The following is a 17,641-nucleotide window of genomic DNA, read 5'->3' on the forward strand; positions in this document are numbered from 1 at the left end:
TCAACCTTTCAATTGCAAAAACGGCGGACCATCTCGCGATGATCCGCCTGTCTTTAAGCGAAAGAATGTCTTAGCGCGAAAGCGACACGGCCTGCCCGCCTGAAGTCTGTCCGTCGAAGCGGCTCTGTCCCGAAGAATAGAGCGACGCGACGGTGCCGCCATTCGCATCATAGAGAACGAGCTGCTTGCCGTTGACGGCCCAGGAAGCGAGATTGCCGAGTTCGCCCGGGCAACGCAGCGGACCAGCGCGATAGCCCTGACCATACTTGGTCTGCGGCGTCGCGATCTTGCAGCTCTGGCCGCCAAGCGATGCGTTCCAGACACCGGCGACGGAGCCTGGCGTCAGATCGGGCGCGGATGCCGGCGGCAGGCTTGCAACCTGTGTGCCGGGCTGTGCATTCGGGTCCGTGGTCGGAGCCGTCGGGAACTGCGAAGCATTAGGAGAATTAAGGTTGCCCTTCTGCACCGAGCCTGCTGGAGCCGCATTCACGGGCGGCGGTGGCGGTGGTGGCGAAACCGTATCGAGATTGCCGAACCGGGAGCTCTGGCACCCGGCCAGAACAATGCCAGCCGCCGCGAGGCTGAGCAGACTTGCTTTCGAAATTCCCATCTGGTTCTCCATTTCCGCATTTCTCATCAGGGGTGGGGATGCCCCGGACTTCCTACCGAAGCCCTGCAATGTGACAATATTGGACCGATAAAATGGCTATATGGTTAAAAAAGCAACACCGGCACCTGTCATTTTTGCCCCCCAAACCCTTCAAGAATGCTTGAAACCGCTTAATAATCTTGAAACTGGGACAGGAAGGCCACAGTTTCTCCGATATTGGCGCCTGTCCTGCACGAACATCCGAGCCGCAACTTTTCGCAATCTGTCGCGGGTACTGGCAATTTGCGGGCTTTTCCGCCATATAGACGCTAATTGTCCCATAGGCTTTATCGACCAAAGCCACAGGAAAACGGAACCACGATAGTTATGGCCACCAAGGCAGCCTTCGCCAAGATGAACGGGCTCGGCAATCAGATCATCGTTGCCGACATGCGCGGTCGCGCGGACCGGATAACGCCTGAAGCTGCGATCCGTCTTGCAGGCGACAGCGAAACCGCCTTCGATCAGATCATGGCGATCCACGATCCGCGCACGGCGGGAACCGACAACTATATTGCGATCATCAATTGCGACGGCACGGAAGCGCAGGCTTGCGGCAACGGCACACGCTGCGTCGTTCAGGCGCTGGCCGCCGAGACCGGTCGGCAGGCCTTCACTTTTGAGACCCGCGCCGGAATACTGACGGCGACCGAACACGAAGACGGACTGATTTCAGTCGATATGGGCAAGCCGCGCTTCGATTGGCAGGATATTCCGCTTGCCGAGGAATTTCGCGATACGCGCATGATCGAACTGCAGGTCGGCCCCATCGACGCGCCGGTTCTGCATTCGCCGTCGGTTGCATCCATGGGTAATCCGCATGCAATCTTCTGGGTCGACCGTGATGTCTGGTCCTATGAGCTGGAAAAATTCGGACCGCTTCTGGAACATCATCCGATCTTTCCGGAGCGCGCCAATATCTCCATAGCCCATGTCACCTCGCCCGAGACAATTGATCTGCGCACGTGGGAGCGCGGTGCAGGTCTGACCCGCGCCTGCGGTTCCGCCGCCTGCGCCGCCGCCGTATCGGCAGTGCGCACGCGCCGCACCGGGCGCACAGTCACCGTCAATGTTCCCGGTGGCCCGCTCAGGATCGAATGGCGCGACGACGATCATGTCATGATGACCGGCCCCGCCGAATGGGAATTTTCAGGCACTTTCGATCCTGCGTCCGGCGAATGGAGCCGCGACGCCCAGAATGACAAGCCAACTGACAGGGGTGCAGCCTGATGTCGGTGGAAGTCGTAACATTCGGATGCCGTCTCAACACCTATGAATCAGAGGTGATGAAACGCGAAGCCGATGCCGCCGGACTTGGCGAATTGAAGGATGGCGCGATCATCTTCAACACCTGCGCCGTGACGGCAGAAGCCGTGCGACAGGCGCGTCAGGCGATCCGCAAGGCACGCCGTGAAAACCCGGAAGCGCGCATCATCGTCACCGGCTGCGCCGCACAGACCGAAGCGGACAATTTTGCCGCCATGGACGAAGTCGACCTCATTCTTGGCAATGAGGAAAAACTGAAATCCAATTCCTACCGGATGCTGCCGGATTTCGGCGTCAACCAGTTCGAAAAAGTACGCGTCAACGACATTATGGAAGTGCGCGAAACCGCAAGCCATATGGTCGATGCCATCGAAGGTCGCGCGCGCGCTTTCGTGCAGGTGCAGAATGGCTGCGATCATCGCTGCACCTTCTGCATCATTCCCTATGGTCGCGGTAATTCCCGCTCCGTTCCGATGGGCGCGGTGGTGGATCAGGTCAAGCGCCTTGTCGGCAACGGTTATGCCGAAGTGGTGCTGACTGGCGTGGACATGACCTCCTACGGTCCCGATCTTCCGGGAAGCCTGCGTCTCGGCAAGCTGGTGAAGACTGTTCTCAACCAGGTGCCGGATTTGCAGCGCCTGCGTCTTTCCTCCATCGATTCCATCGAGGCCGATGACGATCTGATGGATGCGATTGCCAATGAAAAGCGCCTGATGCCGCATCTGCATCTGTCGCTACAGGCGGGCGACGACATGATCCTGAAGCGCATGAAGCGTCGCCACTTACGCGACGATTCGATCCGCTTCTGCGAAACGGTGCGTTCTCTGCGTCCAGACATCGTCTTCGGCGCGGACATCATCGCCGGTTTCCCCACCGAAACCGAAGACATGTTCCGGAATTCGCTGAAGATCGTCGAGGAATGCGGACTGTCCCACCTGCACGTCTTCCCCTACAGCGCACGCGAAGGCACCCCCGCCGCCCGTATGCCGCAGGTGCGGCGCGAAATCGTCAAGGAACGTGCGGCACGCCTGCGCGCGGAAGGCGACCGCGCTTATGAAAAACACCTCGGCGCGCTGGATGGCACCTTGCAGCGCCTTCTCGTCGAGAAGGAAGGTATTGCGCGCACCGAAGGCTTTACGCTGGCATCGGTGGACGGTGGCGCACCGGGCGAAATCATCGAACGTATCGTGACAGGCCATGACGGTGAAAAGCTCCTCACCCGTCTGGCAGAGCCGCAAGCGGCTTAAAGCTTAAGGGCACCAGATTTCATGGCAATGGGTTTCATCAAGAAAATGTTCTCCTTCGGCAAGAAGGAGGTCGAAGAAAAACCAGTCAAACAACCGGCTCCCGATGCCGTGGAAACGGCTTTAGAAACGCAACTTCCTGAAACCGTCGAAGCGCCCAAAGAAATCGAAACAGCCGTCGTTGAAGTGGTCATTTCCGAACCGGAAGCGCCAGTGATCGCCAGCGAGCCTGAGCCGATTGAAGCGCCTGCATCTGAAACGGTTGAGGAAGAAAAGGCTGAACCGGAGCATCCGGTTGCAGAGATTGAAATCCCGATTGAACAGCCTCCGGTGATGGAACCAATCGCGGTCGAAGCACCTGCGCCAGAGCCTGCTATTGAACCCGTTGTCGAGCCTGTTGTTGAGCCCGGGCCGGAACCCGCTGTCGAACTCGAACAGCCCGAAGTCGCAAAAGCTCCTGATGCACCTGTGGTAGAGGAAGCGGTCGAACCAGCGCCTCAGCCAGAGCCGGTGAAGCCCAAGAAGGTGAAGGTCGCCAAGGCGGTCGAGGAACATAAGGAAGAAGCGCCGGTTGAGGTAGCGCCTGAGCCAAAGCTGTCCTGGTTCGAGCGTCTGCGTCGCGGCCTGCTCCGTTCATCGAATTCATTGAGTGAATCCATCGGCGGCATTTTCACCAAGCGCAAGCTTGATGACGACACGCTGCAGGATCTCGAAGACGTGCTGATCCAGGCTGATCTCGGGCTTGAAACCGCCATGCGCGTGACCGATGCGCTTGCGTCAGGTCGCTACGGCAAGGACGTGACGGGCGAGGAAGTACGCACGATCATGGGCGCGGAAATCGAAAAGGTTCTAGGCCCTGTGGCAAAGCCGCTGGAGCTTGACCTGTCGCACAAACCGCATGTCATCCTCGTGGTCGGCGTCAACGGCACCGGCAAGACCACCACCATCGGCAAGCTTGCCGCAAAGCTTACCGCAGGTGGCCTCAAGGTCATGCTGGCGGCAGGCGACACATTCCGCGCAGCAGCCATCGAGCAGTTGCACATCTGGGGCGAACGCACCGGTTCGCCGGTCGTGTCCTCCAAGCTCGGCGCCGATGCGGCAGGGCTTGCCTATGATGCATGGGAAAAGGCCAAGGAAGCCGGCAGCGACGTTCTCATCATCGATACGGCAGGGCGGTTGCAGAACAAGGCCGAACTGATGGACGAGCTTGCAAAAATCGTGCGCGTGCTGGGCAAGCATGATCCGGAAGCGCCGCATACGGTGCTGCAGACACTTGATGCCACCACCGGCCAGAATGCCCTTAATCAGGTCGAAATCTTCAAGAATATTGCCGGTGTCAACGGTCTGGTCATGACCAAGCTTGACGGCACGGCACGGGGCGGCATTCTTGTCGCCATCTCGGCCAAGCATAAACTGCCGATCTATTTCATCGGTGTCGGCGAAGGTGTCGACGATCTGGAACCCTTTGCGGCCAAGGATTTTGCCCGCGCCATCGCAGGAGTTGCCTGATGGAGCATCCCGTTTTCGAACGCGATCCGTCACAGAAAAGCGAAGCCGAACGCCGGGAAGTCCCGCCGCTGCTCAAGCTTGCGCTGGAGCTGGGGCCGCTTCTTGTCTTCTTCTTTGCCAATGCGCGTGGCGAAATGCTGATCGAGCGTTTTCCGGTGCTGGCGTCCATCGGCGCACCGATCTTTCTGGCAACGGCGCTATTCATGGGCGCGACCGTAATCGCGCTCGCCATTTCATGGACAATGACGCGCACCCTGCCCATCATGCCGCTTGTCTCCGGCATCGTCGTGCTGGTGTTCGGAGCGCTGACGCTCTGGCTGCACAACGACACCTTCATCAAGATGAAGCCCACCATCGTCAACACGCTGTTTGGTGCGATCCTGCTCGGCGGGCTCTTCTTCGGCAAGTCCCTGCTCGGCTATGTGTTTGATTCGGCCTTCCGTCTCGATGCCGAAGGCTGGCGAAAACTGACGCTGCGCTGGGGGCTGTTCTTCATCTTCCTCGCCGTGGTCAACGAGGTTGTCTGGCGGAATTTCACCACCGATGCCTGGGTATCGTTCAAGGTGTGGGGCATTATGCCCATCACCATTGTCTTCACGCTTTTACAAATGCCGCTTATCCAGAAGCATTCACTGACGGAAGACAACAAGACCGCATCATAACGGGAGGACGGACACCATGAACGGGATCGCACAACGGCTTGAAATCGAACAGTTCATCTGCCGCAGCGACAATTACGGCGTCCTGATCCACGATCCCCAAAGTGCACTGACAGCATCCATTGATGCGCCCGATGCAGCGGCGATCGAGGCCGCGCTGAAACGGCGCGGCTGGACGCTCGATTTCATCTTCACAACACATCACCATCTCGATCACGTCGAGGGCAATGATGCGCTGAAGGCGAAATACGGCGTCAGCATCATCGGCCCCAAGGCCGAAGAAACAAAGATTCCCGGCATCGACCGCACGGTGAAGGACGGGGACGAATTCACCTTCGGTCTCTTCCGGGTGAAGGTCATCGCGACGCCCGGCCATACGGCGGGCGAAGTGTCCTATTACCTTCCCGATGCGAAAGCCGTCTTCACGGGCGATACGCTGTTCGCGCTCGGCTGCGGACGGCTTTTCGAGGGAACGCCGCTCACCATGTTCCAGTCATTGCAGAAGCTGGTTGCGCTTCCCGGCGACACGGCGGTTTATTGCGGTCATGAATATACGGAAAGCAATGCCCGATTTGCGCTCACCATCGACCCGGCCAATTCCGCCCTTAAGGAACGCGCCGCCGAGATCGTACGGCTTCGCGCCGCCGATCGCATGACATTGCCGTCAAGCATTGCGCTTGAAATGGCGACCAATCCCTTCCTGCGCTGGCATGATGCAGGCATTCGCAGCCGCCTCGGCCTGCAGGATGCACCCGACGAAGCCGTGTTTGCCGAAATCCGCAAGCGCAAGGATATGTTCTGACATATGCTATTGCTATTTGAGAGCGCGAATCGTTCCACAGTTCGAGGATAGAAGAATGACGGTGTTTTCCCGTTTCAAGATTGCAGGCTGCGCCGTTTTCCTCGGCCTTTCCCTTATCGTCCTGCCCGTTTCCACCGGCGTCGCGTTTGCCGACGATCTGCTTGATGTCGCGCCGAAACAGACGCCTGCCGAAATCAACAATTTCAAGCTGAGCGAAGATTTCCTGTCGCGCATGGAAAAAGTGCAAGAACAGCTGGGCGGTATGGAACTTTCAGCGACGGAAGAGGAAGGACAGGATGCCACGCCTTCCTTCGACAAGATGGTGAAAAGCGTCGAATCCCGTCCGCAGGTCGTGGAAGTGCTCAAGGCCCAGAACATCACGCCGTCCGATTATATTCTCGGCTATTTCGCCCTGATGAGCAGCCTTGCAGCAGCTGATGCCGAAAGCGAGCCGCAGCTGGTGGACGAGTTGAAGGACATTAATCCTGAACACCTTGCTTTCGGCAAGCAATATAGTGAACGCATCCGCGTCCTGATCGGCGAGTAACACGGCTCCAAGGAAGAGACACGAACCGGCGGTTTCGCCGGTTCTTTTGTTTTATCGCACCGGTTGCCTCAGAAGCCGTAGCGCATTGATTGTCACAAGAACGGTGGCACCGGTATCGGCCAGAATTGCGGGCCAGAGGCCTGTAATACCCAGCACGGTGGTCACCAGAAAGACAGCCTTCAATCCGAGCGCTATGGTAATATTCTGATGGATATTGCGCATGGTTCGCTTGGAAAGGTCGACCATCGCTGCCACATCGCCAACCCGGCCATGCAGAACCGCAGCGTCTGCCGTTTCCAGCGCCACATCCGTACCGCCGCCCATGGCGATGCCGACATCGGCTGCAGCAAGGGCTGGCGCATCGTTGATGCCGTCACCAACCTTGGCGACGATCAGACCTTCTTTACGCAACTCGCCGACAATACGCTGCTTGTCTTCCGGCAGAAGCTCAGCCCGCACTTCGATCCCGAGATCGCGTCCGATTGCTTCCGCCGTGCGGCGATTGTCACCGGTCAGCATGACGGTGCGAATATTGGCCGCTTTCAATTCCTGCAAACCGGCAATGGCATCAGCGCGCGGTTCATCACGCATGGCGATTGCACCCGCAATCTTGCCATTGGCGACAAGGACAGAAACGGTCTTGCCTTCGTCGTTGCAGGCGGCAATGCGGCTCGCCAGTGCATCCGGAATGGCCGCAATATCATTGGCGGCGCGGCGCGACCCCAGAAACAGGTCCATTTCGCCAACCGCCCCAGACACACCCTTGCCGCCATGGGCCTTGCCCTGCGTGATGACAGACAGTTTCAGGCTGCGCTGTTCTGCAGCACCGACAATCGCCAGCGCCAGCGGATGGCTTGAGCCCGCATCCAGGGACGCGGCAAGACGCAGCACTTCATCCTCGGACAAGTCGCCTGCAAGAACATCTGTCACCTTCGGCTTGCCTTCTGTCAGCGTGCCGGTCTTGTCGAAACAGGCCGCCGTGATCTTGCCGATGGTTTCCAGCACAGCGCCCCCCTTCATGAGAAGGCCGCGCCGGGCACCCGACGACAGAGCCGCTGCAATTGCAGCAGGCGTGGAAATGACCAGCGCACAGGGGCAACCGATCAGAAGGATCGCAAGACCCTTGTAAACCCATTCATTCCAGTCACCACCCGCAACAAGCGGCGGCAGAATGGCGACGAGCGCCGCCACAACCACAACGCCCGGCGTGTAATAGGTCGAGAAACGATTGATGAAACGTTCGGTCGGCGCCTTGGCTTCCTGCGCTTCCTCGACCAGCCGCACAACCCGGGCGATGGTGTTGTCCTGCGCGGCAGCCGTGACCCGGACCCGCAACACACCATCACCATTGATCGTGCCAGCAAAAACCGTGTCGCCCTCAGCCTTCCCGACCGGAGTGCTTTCACCGGTGACCGGTGCTTCATCGACAGCGCTCTCGCCCGTCAGGATTTCACCATCCGCAGGCATACGGTCGCCGGGGCGCACGGAAATCACATCGCCGACCGCCAGACTGTCGGCGGCAACTTCCGTGGTCGCACCATTTCTCTCAAGGAAGGCAGTCTTCGGCACCAGCGCAGTCAGGGATTGAATGCTGGCACGCGCCTTACCTGCAGCAACGCCTTCCAAAAGCTCACCGACCAGAAACAGAAAAACGACGGCTGCTGCTTCCTCGGTTGCGCCGATAAACATTGCGCCGATGGCGGCAATCGTCATCAGCATCTCGATGGAGAATGGCGTGCCGTTGATGGCTGCCATATAGGCACGCTTGGCAATCGGCACGAGACCGATCAGCATCGCAGCGGTGAAGGCCCAAAGCGCGATGGACGGATAAAGATGTCCGACAATATAGGCTGCAACCAGCCCGCCGCCACAGGCCAGCATCATCTGACCCTTTTTCGAACGCCACCACGGCAGCGGCTTTGTCGGCGCGGTCGCCTTTGGTGCAGAACCGGCCCCGGGCACAACGGTTTTGGCAAGGGCAGTCTTGTAGCCCAGCGCCGTCACTTTGCCGGCGATTTCGTCGCTCTTCGCCGTTCCATCATGATTGACGGTCATTGCGCCGTTGGTCACGGAAACGGACACATCCGTCACGCCGGACAGGCGCCGCACGGCAGTATCGATCTTGGCCGCACAGGATGCACAATCCATGCCATCGACCTGAAAGCGGAAACTGTTGGACGTTACGGCAATAACCTTGTCGTGGGCTTCATGATTGTGTTCATGGGCGTGATCGTGATGATCATGATGGCCGCCGCACGCACTGTGGTCGTGGTCGTGGTCGTGGTCGTGGTCGTGGTCGTGGTGAGAATGATCGTGCGAATGCTCATGCTTCACCAGAGCTTTTTCCTTGACGGTTTTTTCGGGAGCCATCGGCTCCACACCATAGCCGAGGCTGCGCACCTTGCTTGCGATCTTGTCGAGATCGCCTGTTCCATCATGGCTGACGGTCATCGTGCCTGCCGTGACAGAGACGGACACATCCTCGATACCGCGCACGCGCCGCACGGCAGTATCGATCTTGGCTGCGCAGGATGCGCAATCCATACCGTCGATGCGAAAGCGAATCTGGTTCAATGTTTCACTCATGATCTGCTCTTTTCAGCACTGCTCTTGAATTGTGTTGAGCAAGGTCTACATCCTCTAGTGACTAGAGGAGCAAGCGGAAAATGATCATGAATGTATCGATCGGAGAAGCATCGAAAGCGAGCGGCGTCAAAGTGCCGACGATTCGTTATTACGAGCAGATCGGCCTGCTACCCTCACCGCCGCGCACTGATGGCAATCGCCGCCTCTATGACCGGCAGGATGTCCAGCGGCTGCTTTTCATTCGCCACGCACGCGATCTGGGTTTCGAGGTGGATGCGATCCGCACGCTTCTTGATCTTCAGGATAATCCCGACCAATCATGTTCGGCGGCCGACGCCATTGCACGCGCACGCTTGAGCGATGTCGAACACCGCATCGCAAAACTGCTGTCGCTTAAAACCGAATTGCAGCGCATGCTGGAATGCACTGCACATGGCCGCATCGACCAGTGCCGCGTGATCGAAATCCTCGGCAACCATGAGGAATGCGTGCACCCGAAGCATTAACTGGGACCGGCTGCCGGTCAGTTCACCTTGGAAAAACGGGTGGCTTCGATCTTGAGCGTGCCGATCTGCGTGCCGATTCGCGCCACGACGGGCGCATAGATGCCCGAATTGCCAAGCGATGCGAAGGAAATCGTGATCCGGCTGCGATTGCTCAGATAATCGATAGCCTTCTTGCCCTTCTGATATCCGGAAATCGGAACGAACTTTGCCGAGCAGACGACCGATTCGCCGGTAAAGCCGTCGGTCGTGAACGATTCGGTGCCATTGAAGGAAAGCTTGATCTCCGCGCGGGTCTGACCGTCGAAAACGCTCAGCGACCGGTCACAGACCGCCCGACCGTTCTTTGCAGGTATCATGAGCGCGCTCAGCGGATCGCTCACATTGAGAAGGTCCTGCGGTGATGTTTCCACCCACGGGTCGCGCTTTTTCACCGGAGGCTGGTTTTCCGCCGCGACGACATTGCCATTGGCGAAGCGGATCGTCGTGCTCTTGTTCTTGCGGCCATGCTTATAGGCGAGATCGAAGCTCTTCGGCACGACCTTGCCCCCAACGGCGCTCCCGGTAACGTGCACGGTGCCGTCCGTATCGTCGAACACACGCGCCAGACCGGAAGTCAGAAAACGGCCATTGAGATTGTAATTGGCGCCATTGACCGTGGTTTCTATGGCAGACCGCGCAATCGAAAGTCCGAAAATGGAAATATCGTATTCGGTCCGATAAAGATCGTTGGCCCTGGCCGGCCCGCTAGCAATCGTTAATCCCGCAAGGATCAGGCCCGCAAAGGTCAACACACCATAATGCGCCAGCCGCTGCCAGACGGGCTTCAACTCATGCGACGGTTCGATCATGCGCGCATTCCTTTCGCTAAAGCACGTCGTGGAAGAGAGAGACCGTTTTCCATAAAGACATGCGTAAAGACAAAAACTCAAAGCAAATTCGCTTTATCCTATCTTGCGACTTGTTTTTCGCCTGGTCGTCTCCTGATGGTTTTCAACCACATTGAAACGCCCAAAAGTTGCGTGGGATTCTTCGATACAGTATCTGTGTAAGCCAAGCAAAACTGGCGAAGTTATGATCGCAAGCTTTCGCGAAGACCGTGCGAAAGCCGGAAAACCGCGTCTTTGCGCGATGGATACGGAATCTCACTTGACTGCAACGGCTGCTGTCACTATAGAAACGCGACTTTCCCAATAGGCCGCCTGTCCGAGATCGCGCGCCAGCAGCATCAAACTGCGTTGATTGCTTGAATTCGGACATTCGGGTCGGGGCCTGAAGAACGTAATTGAAGGTGAGACCAAAATGTCCCGCGCTTGTGAATTGACCGGCAAGTCGGTCCAGTACGGCAACAATGTCAGCCACGCGAACAACAAGACGCGTCGCCGCTTTCTGCCGAACCTCTGCAATGTTACGCTGATGTCCGAAACGCTCGGCCAGAGCTATCGCCTGCGCGTTTCCGCCAACGCTCTGCGTTCGGTTGAACATCGCGGCGGTCTCGATGCGTTCCTCGTCAAGTCTGACGACAAGGAACTTTCGCAGCGCGCTCGCCTGCTGAAGCGTCAGATCGCAAAGAAGCAGGCTGAAGCAGCAGTCGCTGCCTAAGCTTCCGGCCAAAAATTTCGACAAAAAAGGCCGGCTTTTGTCGGCCTTTTTTGCTGGTTCCATCACCCAGGATAAAAAAATGTCAATCGAGACACCTTCTTATTCCCGGCTTATGCCTGCGATACTGGCCATGTGCGTGGCGGTTGCCGCGTCGAACATACTTGTCCAGTATCCATTCCAGCATTTCGGCCTCGGTGAAGTGCTGACCTACGGCGCCTTCACCTACCCCATCGCCTTTCTGGTCAATGACCTGACGAATCGCCGCTTCGGCCCCGCTGCTGCGCGCAAGGTCGTCTATGCCGGTTTCGTGCTTGGCGTCATCATGTCGGTCTGGCTCGCCACGCCGCGTATCGCGATTGCCTCCGGCTCCGCCTTCCTTCTCGCACAGCTGATGGACATCACAGTCTTCGACCGCCTGCGTCGCAAGACCTGGTGGAAGGCTCCCTTTGCTGCCGCCATGTTCGGTTCGGTGCTCGATACAATCCTGTTCTTCTCGATTGCCTTCGCAGCCGGTTTCGCCTGGATCGACAGGCTGACCGGAATGCCCGATTCGTCGCTTGCCGAACCTGCATCCTTCCTCGGCCTTGGCGTGCCGCTCTGGGCCTCGCTTGCTTTCGGCGACTTCTTCGTGAAGGTCATTATGGGAACGCTGATGCTGATCCCCTATGGCGCAATCCTCGCCGTCTTTGCCCCGACGCTTTACGCGCCAAACCGGACAAACGCTGGCTGATATTCTCGAGGATTCACGATCCGTTGAACGCAACGAAAACCGGTTTTCCTCAATAAATATCCCCTGTATGAACCGCTTTCCGACAGACCGCAGCTTTTTCCTGCGGTCTTTCTTTATCGGAACGGATTTCTATATTACGTATAGAAAGCAAAAGACGCCTGAAATTATTCAGGCGTCGGCTTTCCTGTTTCGGTTGACTATATTTATATTTAGGTAAGGATTGATTAGATGTCCTTGAATAAGGAAAAACTTCCACTCGTCATTATTACCGGCGCAAGCTCGGGCATTGGCCTTGCCACTGCAAAAATGTTTGCCCATCGCGGTCATCCATTGCTGCTTCTGGCGCGCCGACTGGACGCGATGGAAAAGCTCAACCTGCCAGACACGCTCTGCAAATCCGTCGACGTCACTGACCGGAAGGCGCTTGTGGCAGCCGTCCAGGAAGCCGAAGCCATGTTCGGTCCTGCCGATGCTATCATCAATAATGCCGGTGTGATGTTGCTGGGTGAAGTGAGCAAGCAGAACCCGGATGAATGGGACCGGATGCTGGAGGTCAATGTCAAAGGCCTTCTCAACGGCATTCATGCTGTCTCCGCTGGCATGGCTGCGCGCAAGCACGGCACAATCATCAACATCAGCTCGGTGGCTGGCCGCAAGACCTTCGCCAATCATGTCGCCTATGTTGGCACGAAGTTCGCCGTGCACGGCATGTCGGAAAACCTGCGCGAAGAACTTTCGCCACATAATGTCCGTGTCGTGACGATCGCGCCAGGCGCCGTGGAAACGGAACTTCTGAGCCATACCAGCGACGCCGGTATCAAGGCCGGTTACGAAGCATGGAAGAAAGAAATGGGCGCGCCTGTGCTTTCAGCCGACGATGTGGCCCGCGCCATTCTCTATGCCTATGAACAGCCCCAGGGCGTGTGCATACGCGAAATCGTTCTGGCTGCAACCAAACAGCAGGCATGAAAAAGGGCGCTTCAAGCGCCCTTTTCTATCCCTGATTTTTATCGTCCGCCAGCGCGGCGCTGTCCCCTGCCCGAGGCTGCAGCACCCTGCTCTTCGAACAGCGAGGCGAGCTGCTCCGTCATCGCGCCTGCCAGTTCTTCCGCATCAACGATGGTGACAGCACGCTGATAATAGCGCGTGACATCATGGCCGATACCGATTGCAATCAACTCCACCGGAGAGCGTGTTTCGATCTCTTCAATCACGGCGCGCAGATGGCGTTCGAGATAGTTGCCCGGATTGACGGAAAGTGTCGAATCGTCGACCGGCGCGCCGTCTGAGATCATCATCAGGATCTTGCGTTGCTCGGGACGCGCCAGCAGCCGCTGATGCGCCCAGATCAGCGCCTCACCGTCGATATTTTCCTTCAGCAGGCCTTCGCGCATCATCAGGCCGAGATTGCGCCGTGCCCGCCGCCAGGGCGCATCGGCGCTCTTGTAGACGATATGGCGCAGATCATTGAGGCGACCCGGATTGGCAGGCTTGCCGCGTCCAAGCCACGCTTCGCGTGACTGGCCACCCTTCCACGCCTTGGTGGTGAAACCGAGAATCTCCACCTTCACGCCGCAACGCTCCAGCGTGCGGGCCAGAATGTCCGCACAGGTCGCGGCGACCGTGATCGGACGACCACGCATGGAGCCGGAATTGTCCAGAACCAGCGTCACGACCGTATCGCGAAAATCCGTATCGCGCTCCTGCTTGTAGGAAAGCGGCTGCGTCGGATCAATGACGATGCGTACCAGACGGGCCGAATCGAGATAGCCCTCTTCCAGATCGAAATCCCAGGAGCGATTCTGCTGCGCCATCAGGCGGCGCTGCAAGCGGTTGGCCAGACGCCCCACCACACCTTGCAGATTGGCAAGCTGCTTGTCGAGGAAGCTGCGAAGGCGGTCTAGTTCCGCCTCGTCGCAAAGATCAACCGCTTCAACCTCTTCATCGAACTCTCGCGTGAAGACCTTGTAGTCGACATGTTCGGCAAAATTGGCGAAAGGCTGGTTCGGACGGCGTGTATCGCCCGGCGTTTCCGCGTCGATATCGTCGCTGTCGTCCATGTCGTCGGCAGAAGCATCGGCGGCATCCATTTCGCCCTGCTCGCCTTCATCGCTCGAACTGTCGGATTCTTCGCTTTCAGCGGAATCGGAACCTTCCTGGCTCTCGTCGCCACCTTCCTCGTTCTCGTCGGAATCCGGCGTCTGCTCGTCGTTCTGCTCTTCTTCGTCGCTCGGTTCTTCCTGCGACAGCTCCTCCGCCATATCCATGGAGGCGAGCATGTCACGCACCGTGCGCGCAAAGGCCTGCTGGTCTTCGATATTGTCGCCAAGCCGCGCAATGTCGGCTGCGGCCTTCTGCTCGATCCACTCGCGCCACAGCTCGAGCACCTGTCCGGCTTCGGCAGGGGCGGACCGTCCGGTCAGCTTTTCACGCAGCAGAAGCGATACGGCTTCCTCAAGCGGCGCATCTTCCTTGGCGGTAACTGCAGAGAAATTGGCTTTCGAATATTTGTCCGCAAGCATGGTGGTGAGATTATCCGCCATGCCTGCCATGGCGCGGGCGCCGATGGCTTCCACACGCGCCTGCTCGACAGCGTCGTAGATCGCGCGCGCCTGCTTTCCTTCCGGGGCAAGGGCCGCGTGAATGCGCGGATTGTGACGTGCCTGACGCAGCGCCATGGAATCGCCGAGGCCACGGGTGACGGCGATATCGTGCGCAGTCGGGCGCTTCGGCAGATCGGGAAGACGGGCGCGATTGGCGCTTAATGCCGGGCGGTCGTTGGTGAACGCCACTTCCAGCTCATGCTCACCGGAAATGGCACGGACACAAGCCGTTAGAGCGCGCTTGAACGGTTCGGAATCCACCGGCCCCGGTTTACGCTCGCGCGAATTATCGCCTATTCCTGACTTCTGGCCCGACATATGCCTATCCTGACTTCGCTTTCAAGCAAGGGCGAAGCTCATCGCCCCCGCATCAGACAGTGCGCTGCCGCCGGACACGCTCAGGCGGCAGGCTTCTTCCGCATCAAGCGAGAACGATATTCGCTGCCGATTCGGGCAGCTCAACGCCGAAAGCGCGCTGATAGAACTCGGCCACAATCGGGCGTTCCAGTTCGTCGCACTTGTTGAGGAAGGTCAGGCGGAAGGCAAAGCCGACATCGTTGAAGATCGCGGCGTTTTCGGACCATGTGATGACCGTACGCGGGCTCATGACGGTCGAGAGATCGCCATTGATGAAGGCCTGACGGGTCATGTCGGCCACGCGCACCATCTTGTTCACAATCTCGCGGCCTTCGGCATTCTGGTAATGCTTGGCCTTGGCGAGAACGATGTTCACTTCATTGTCGTGCGGCAGATAGTTCAGCGTCGTCACAATGGACCAGCGGTCCATCTGCGCCTGGTTGATCTGCTGGGTGCCGTGATAGAGGCCGGTCGTGTCACCGAGGCCAACGGTGTTGGCAGTGGCGAACAGACGGAAAGCCGGATGCGGATGGATAACGCGGCTCTGGTCGAGCAGGGTCAGACGGCCCGAAGTTTCCAGAATGCGCTGGATCACGAACATCACGTCCGGACGACCCGCATCATATTCGTCGAAAACGAGAGCCACATTGTGCTGATAGGCCCAGGGCAGGATGCCGTCCTTGAATTCGGTGACCTGCATGCCGTCTTTCACGACGATGGCATCCTTGCCGACGAGATCGATACGGCTGACATGGCTGTCGAGGTTGACGCGCACGCAAGGCCAGTTGAGGCGGGCTGCGACCTGTTCGATATGGGTCGACTTGCCGGTGCCGTGATAACCGGAAACCATCACGCGGCGGTTATAGGCAAAGCCTGCAAGGATCGCGAGCGTCGTCTGACGGTCGAAAAGATAATCCGGATCAAGCTCCGGCACATAGGAATCGCCTGCCGCATAGGCTGGCACCGTCATGTCGGAATCGATCCCGAACACTTCGCGCACCGAAACCGTTGTATCCGGCAAATTGGCTATATCCCGCTCAACCTTGTTCATCATGCCTCCAGAGCGGCAGGCAGCGACCGGCCGCGAATTAATACCGGCAAGCTACCGACCGGCAACTTTCACCCGTGGGCATGTTTTTCCGGCGAGCCGGACGGTATGCCCCTTCCGTAATTCGTTGCGGGCATCCGTGCTTGCGTCCACGCAATCGCGCGGCAGAAGAATGTCCGTCGGAGCTGTCGGCGACAGCCCCATAGTCGGCCTTTCAGACCCAAACAGGCTTTAGCAAAAACCTGCCTGCTTGAGCAATTGATAAGCCTGAATAACATCGCGAAATCTTTCTTCCGATCCGCGATCACCACCATTCGCATCGGGATGGTGCTGTTTTACCAGCTCTTTATAGCGCGCCTTGATCTTATCGCCAGTCGAATTTGGTTCAAGACCGAGTGTCGCCAGCGCCTTTATCTCGAGCGTACGCGGCTTGCGCTGCGCTTTCTGGCCCGGCGCATGTCCCTTGGCTTCCTTGAAAAGGTTGAAGGGATCGCGGATGCGGTTGTGATAGGAGGCCGAACCGGAACGCACCTTCGCCATGTCCGGCGACGTGCGCGGCTTGGCGGTGGAGTTCGCCGTCGTCGACCATGTCGGTCGATGACCCGTGATCGCATCCTTCTGGAATTTCGCGATGTCGCCATCCGAAAGACCAGAGAAGTAATTGAAATTCTTGTTATATTCCCGCACGTGATCAACACAGAAGCGGAAATATTCACCTTCGCGCATGCGTCCGACAGGCGCGCGATGCGTGCCTGGCTTGTCACACCCGTCCCACTGGCAGCAAGGCCCCGAAGCCTTCGCTTCCGCGGTCTTCTTGGGCTTGATGCGGATACTGTCGAAAAATTTTGAGTTCGTTGTCATCGAATCGAATTATGCGGATTATGAGTTGCTGAACAAGAATTGACATTTCGTCCGGTCTGGCTTTTGGCCATTTCAACTGGGCGAAATTTTGAAGCAGGTTGCTTTCCTGTGCGGATTTGCCCCACCTTTTGCTGCCGAAGCAACGTTATATGAGGCACAGCGTCTATATGGGGAGAAGTGGTCCAAATGTCCATTCACAATAGCAAACAAAGCGCGATGGAAGCGAAACTGACCACGGCTTTCGCTCCCGAACGGCTTGAAGTCATTAATGAAAGCCATCTCCACGCCGGACATCATCACGAGGAGCGCGGACATCATGAAGTCTATGACGGCACCGGCGAAACACACTTTCGCATCCGTATCGTTGCCCAAGCTTTTGCCGGAATGAGTCGCATTCAGCGCCACCGCGCCATTAATGAACTTTTGAAGGAAGAACTGGATAGCGGCGTCCATGCACTTGCACTGGAGCCTTCCGCTCCTGGCGAAGCAACGCGGCGCTGAGCAGCTTCACGACTACCCATCACTTGGCATCCGGGCTCGACATGCCGTCCCAGACGGGAACGTCTCTTCCCCTGATCAGATCCGGCGTAAACCCTGGTCTATATTACAAAGGCGCCCGAAAGGGCGCCTTTGTAATATAGACCAGATAGTTCGAACTTTGCGAAGAAAAGAAAT

The 17,641-nt window shown here is 57.9% G+C and carries 18 protein-coding genes; 11 read left to right on the forward strand and 7 right to left on the reverse strand.

Annotated elements, in window-relative coordinates; all coding sequences use genetic code 11:
- Window positions 1–70: 70 nt before the first annotated feature.
- On the reverse strand, window positions 71–610 hold the full coding sequence (locus CES86_RS12090) for a protease inhibitor Inh/omp19 family protein (RefSeq protein ID WP_010657597.1): 540 nt from the start codon (window positions 608–610) through the stop codon (window positions 71–73).
- A gap of 366 nt (window positions 611–976) precedes the next feature.
- Between CES86_RS12090 and dapF the strand changes: the two genes are divergently transcribed.
- Genes dapF through CES86_RS12120 form a run of 6 tightly spaced genes read left to right on the forward strand, consistent with a single transcriptional unit; the run spans window position 977 to window position 6,676 of the window.
- Window positions 977–1,879 (forward strand): diaminopimelate epimerase, encoded by a 903-nt coding sequence (dapF, locus tag CES86_RS12095; RefSeq protein WP_010657598.1) that lies wholly within the window; start codon window positions 977–979, stop codon window positions 1,877–1,879.
- Window positions 1,879–3,162 (forward strand): tRNA (N(6)-L-threonylcarbamoyladenosine(37)-C(2))-methylthiotransferase MtaB, encoded by a 1,284-nt coding sequence (mtaB, locus tag CES86_RS12100; protein WP_094514484.1) that lies wholly within the window; start codon window positions 1,879–1,881, stop codon window positions 3,160–3,162. The genes dapF and mtaB overlap by 1 nt, the downstream gene beginning before the upstream one ends.
- Window positions 3,163–3,183: 21 nt before the next feature.
- Window positions 3,184–4,668 (forward strand): signal recognition particle-docking protein FtsY, encoded by a 1,485-nt coding sequence (ftsY, locus tag CES86_RS12105; protein WP_094514486.1) that lies wholly within the window; start codon window positions 3,184–3,186, stop codon window positions 4,666–4,668.
- Window positions 4,668–5,330, forward strand: coding sequence for a septation protein A (locus CES86_RS12110; RefSeq protein WP_010657601.1), 663 nt, complete (start codon window positions 4,668–4,670; stop codon window positions 5,328–5,330). Before ftsY ends, CES86_RS12110 begins: the two co-directional genes overlap by 1 nt.
- 16 nt (window positions 5,331–5,346) lie before the next feature.
- The gene (gene gloB / locus CES86_RS12115) at window positions 5,347–6,129 is read left to right on the forward strand and encodes a hydroxyacylglutathione hydrolase (RefSeq protein ID WP_094514487.1); all 783 of its coding nucleotides are present in this window, start codon (window positions 5,347–5,349) and stop codon (window positions 6,127–6,129) included.
- A gap of 55 nt (window positions 6,130–6,184) precedes the next feature.
- The gene (locus tag CES86_RS12120) at window positions 6,185–6,676 is read left to right on the forward strand and encodes a hypothetical protein (RefSeq protein ID WP_094514488.1); all 492 of its coding nucleotides are present in this window, start codon (window positions 6,185–6,187) and stop codon (window positions 6,674–6,676) included.
- A 51-nt stretch (window positions 6,677–6,727) separates the two neighbouring features.
- Here CES86_RS12120 and CES86_RS12125 read toward each other — a convergent pair whose 3' ends face one another.
- Complete coding sequence (locus CES86_RS12125; RefSeq protein WP_094514490.1) at window positions 6,728–9,262, reverse strand: heavy metal translocating P-type ATPase; 2,535 nt, start codon at window positions 9,260–9,262, stop codon at window positions 6,728–6,730.
- A gap of 80 nt (window positions 9,263–9,342) precedes the next feature.
- Here CES86_RS12125 and CES86_RS12130 point away from each other — a divergent pair, with 80 nt between their 5' ends.
- Window positions 9,343–9,768 (forward strand): MerR family transcriptional regulator, encoded by a 426-nt coding sequence (locus CES86_RS12130; RefSeq protein WP_012091121.1) that lies wholly within the window; start codon window positions 9,343–9,345, stop codon window positions 9,766–9,768.
- 17 nt (window positions 9,769–9,785) lie between these two features.
- Here CES86_RS12130 and CES86_RS12135 read toward each other — a convergent pair whose 3' ends face one another.
- Window positions 9,786–10,616 (reverse strand): DUF3108 domain-containing protein, encoded by an 831-nt coding sequence (locus CES86_RS12135; protein ID WP_012091120.1) that lies wholly within the window; start codon window positions 10,614–10,616, stop codon window positions 9,786–9,788.
- A gap of 451 nt (window positions 10,617–11,067) precedes the next feature.
- Between CES86_RS12135 and rpmB the strand changes: the two genes are divergently transcribed.
- The 3 genes from rpmB to CES86_RS12150 all read left to right on the forward strand — a co-directional run bounded on the left by rpmB (window position 11,068) and on the right by CES86_RS12150 (window position 13,066).
- The gene (gene rpmB, locus CES86_RS12140; RefSeq protein ID WP_010657607.1) at window positions 11,068–11,367 is read left to right on the forward strand and encodes a 50S ribosomal protein L28; all 300 of its coding nucleotides are present in this window, start codon (window positions 11,068–11,070) and stop codon (window positions 11,365–11,367) included.
- Between the two features lie 79 nt (window positions 11,368–11,446).
- Window positions 11,447–12,097, forward strand: a complete 651-nt coding sequence (locus tag CES86_RS12145; protein ID WP_012091119.1) for a queuosine precursor transporter — start codon at window positions 11,447–11,449, stop codon at window positions 12,095–12,097.
- A gap of 228 nt (window positions 12,098–12,325) precedes the next feature.
- A complete protein-coding gene (locus CES86_RS12150; protein WP_012091118.1) occupies window positions 12,326–13,066 on the forward strand; it encodes an SDR family oxidoreductase in 741 nt (246 codons plus the stop codon).
- Window positions 13,067–13,104: 38 nt separating this feature from the next.
- Here the strand turns inward: CES86_RS12150 and cobT are convergent, their stop codons facing one another.
- The 4 genes from cobT to CES86_RS28170 all read right to left on the reverse strand — a co-directional run bounded on the left by cobT (window position 13,105) and on the right by CES86_RS28170 (window position 17,160).
- Window positions 13,105–15,018, reverse strand: coding sequence for a cobaltochelatase subunit CobT (cobT, locus tag CES86_RS12155; RefSeq protein WP_094514491.1), 1,914 nt, complete (start codon window positions 15,016–15,018; stop codon window positions 13,105–13,107).
- Between the two features lie 103 nt (window positions 15,019–15,121).
- Entirely contained in the window at window positions 15,122–16,108 is a 987-nt protein-coding gene (cobS, locus tag CES86_RS12160) for a cobaltochelatase subunit CobS (RefSeq protein ID WP_010657611.1), read from the reverse strand.
- 228 nt (window positions 16,109–16,336) lie between these two features.
- The gene (locus CES86_RS12165; RefSeq protein WP_010657612.1) at window positions 16,337–16,966 is read right to left on the reverse strand and encodes a J domain-containing protein; all 630 of its coding nucleotides are present in this window, start codon (window positions 16,964–16,966) and stop codon (window positions 16,337–16,339) included.
- On the reverse strand, window positions 16,963–17,160 hold the full coding sequence (locus CES86_RS28170; protein WP_080514313.1) for a hypothetical protein: 198 nt from the start codon (window positions 17,158–17,160) through the stop codon (window positions 16,963–16,965). The genes CES86_RS12165 and CES86_RS28170 overlap by 4 nt, the downstream gene beginning before the upstream one ends.
- Between CES86_RS28170 and CES86_RS12175 the strand changes: the two genes are divergently transcribed.
- Window positions 17,153–17,467: a BolA family protein gene (locus CES86_RS12175; RefSeq protein WP_010657613.1), complete on the forward strand. Its 315-nt coding sequence runs from the start codon at window positions 17,153–17,155 to the stop codon at window positions 17,465–17,467. The genes CES86_RS28170 and CES86_RS12175 overlap by 8 nt on opposite strands.
- The last annotated feature ends 174 nt before the right edge of the window (window positions 17,468–17,641 follow it).

It is taken from the genome of Brucella lupini (assembly GCF_002252535.1).
Lineage (GTDB): Bacteria > Pseudomonadota > Alphaproteobacteria > Rhizobiales > Rhizobiaceae > Brucella > Brucella anthropi.

What these genes read in the sequence shown, in the direction of transcription:
- CES86_RS12090 (WP_010657597.1), bottom strand. Translation starts at nt 610, where the DNA reads ATGGGAATTTCGAAAGCAAGTCTGCTCAGCCTCGCGGCGGCTGGCATT.
- dapF (WP_010657598.1), top strand. Translation starts at nt 977, where the DNA reads ATGGCCACCAAGGCAGCCTTCGCCAAGATGAACGGGCTCGGCAATCAG.
- mtaB (WP_094514484.1), top strand. Translation starts at nt 1,879, where the DNA reads ATGTCGGTGGAAGTCGTAACATTCGGATGCCGTCTCAACACCTATGAA.
- ftsY (WP_094514486.1), top strand. Translation starts at nt 3,184, where the DNA reads ATGGCAATGGGTTTCATCAAGAAAATGTTCTCCTTCGGCAAGAAGGAG.
- CES86_RS12110 (WP_010657601.1), top strand. Translation starts at nt 4,668, where the DNA reads ATGGAGCATCCCGTTTTCGAACGCGATCCGTCACAGAAAAGCGAAGCC.
- gloB (WP_094514487.1), top strand. Translation starts at nt 5,347, where the DNA reads ATGAACGGGATCGCACAACGGCTTGAAATCGAACAGTTCATCTGCCGC.
- CES86_RS12120 (WP_094514488.1), top strand. Translation starts at nt 6,185, where the DNA reads ATGACGGTGTTTTCCCGTTTCAAGATTGCAGGCTGCGCCGTTTTCCTC.
- CES86_RS12125 (WP_094514490.1), bottom strand. Translation starts at nt 9,262, where the DNA reads ATGAGTGAAACATTGAACCAGATTCGCTTTCGCATCGACGGTATGGAT.
- CES86_RS12130 (WP_012091121.1), top strand. Translation starts at nt 9,343, where the DNA reads ATGATCATGAATGTATCGATCGGAGAAGCATCGAAAGCGAGCGGCGTC.
- CES86_RS12135 (WP_012091120.1), bottom strand. Translation starts at nt 10,616, where the DNA reads ATGATCGAACCGTCGCATGAGTTGAAGCCCGTCTGGCAGCGGCTGGCG.
- rpmB (WP_010657607.1), top strand. Translation starts at nt 11,068, where the DNA reads ATGTCCCGCGCTTGTGAATTGACCGGCAAGTCGGTCCAGTACGGCAAC.
- CES86_RS12145 (WP_012091119.1), top strand. Translation starts at nt 11,447, where the DNA reads ATGTCAATCGAGACACCTTCTTATTCCCGGCTTATGCCTGCGATACTG.
- CES86_RS12150 (WP_012091118.1), top strand. Translation starts at nt 12,326, where the DNA reads ATGTCCTTGAATAAGGAAAAACTTCCACTCGTCATTATTACCGGCGCA.
- cobT (WP_094514491.1), bottom strand. Translation starts at nt 15,018, where the DNA reads ATGTCGGGCCAGAAGTCAGGAATAGGCGATAATTCGCGCGAGCGTAAA.
- cobS (WP_010657611.1), bottom strand. Translation starts at nt 16,108, where the DNA reads ATGAACAAGGTTGAGCGGGATATAGCCAATTTGCCGGATACAACGGTT.
- CES86_RS12165 (WP_010657612.1), bottom strand. Translation starts at nt 16,966, where the DNA reads ATGACAACGAACTCAAAATTTTTCGACAGTATCCGCATCAAGCCCAAG.
- CES86_RS12175 (WP_010657613.1), top strand. Translation starts at nt 17,153, where the DNA reads ATGTCCATTCACAATAGCAAACAAAGCGCGATGGAAGCGAAACTGACC.
- CES86_RS28170 (WP_080514313.1), bottom strand. Translation starts at nt 17,160, where the DNA reads ATGGACATTTGGACCACTTCTCCCCATATAGACGCTGTGCCTCATATA.